This is a genomic window from Serratia sp. LTN-2 (assembly GCF_059740205.1).
Genome location: NZ_JCAXDO010000085.1, coordinates 1 through 845 on the forward strand (window position 1 = coordinate 1; position 845 = coordinate 845).

Here is an 845-nt window from a genome sequence, read left to right on the forward strand (position 1 = left end):
CAGGCAGAGCCTGGTTCAACCGTGACTGTGACTTATCCTGATGGCACCACTGCAACAGTGGTAGCAGGCACAGATGGCAGCTGGTCAGTACCAAACCCGGGTAACCTGGTGGATGGCGATACAGTGACTGCAACAGCGACTGACCCTGCAGGCAACACTTCATTGCCAGGTACAGGCACAGTTTCAGCAGACATCACAGCACCTGTGGTTGCGCTGGATGACGTGTTGACGAATGACAGCACACCAGCACTCACTGGTACAGTGAACGATCCGACAGCCACTGTAGTTGTCAATGTGGATGGCGTTGACTATCCGGCAGTGAACAATGGCGACGGCACCTGGACACTTGCAGACAATACACTTCCAACACTCGCAGACGGTCCACACACCATTACCGTGACTGCAACAGATGCAGCAGGTAACGTAGGTAACGATACTGCAGTGGTGACCATTGATACGGTTGCACCAAATGCACCGGTGCTTGATCCGATCAATGCAACAGACCCAGTGAGCGGTCAGGCAGAGCCTGGTTCAACCGTGACTGTGACTTATCCTGATGGCACCACTGCAACAGTGGTAGCTGGAACAGATGGTAGCTGGTCAGTACCAAACCCGGGTAACCTGGTGGATGGCGATACAGTGACTGCAACAGCAACTGACCCTGCAGGCAACACTTCATTGCCAGGTACAGGCACAGTTTCAGCAGACATCACAGCACCTGTGGTTGCGCTGGATGACGTGTTGACGAATGACAGCACACCAGCACTCACTGGTACAGTGAACGATCCGACAGCCACTGTAGTTGTCAATGTGGATGGCGTTGACTATCCGGCAGTGAACAATGG

At 53.7% G+C, this 845-nt stretch carries 1 protein-coding gene; it reads left to right on the forward strand.

Features of this window, described 5'->3' with window-relative positions:
• Window positions 1–845: Ig-like domain-containing protein (locus tag AC6BYQ_RS28465; protein ID WP_498057925.1), on the forward strand; the 845-nt coding region annotated here is incomplete at both ends.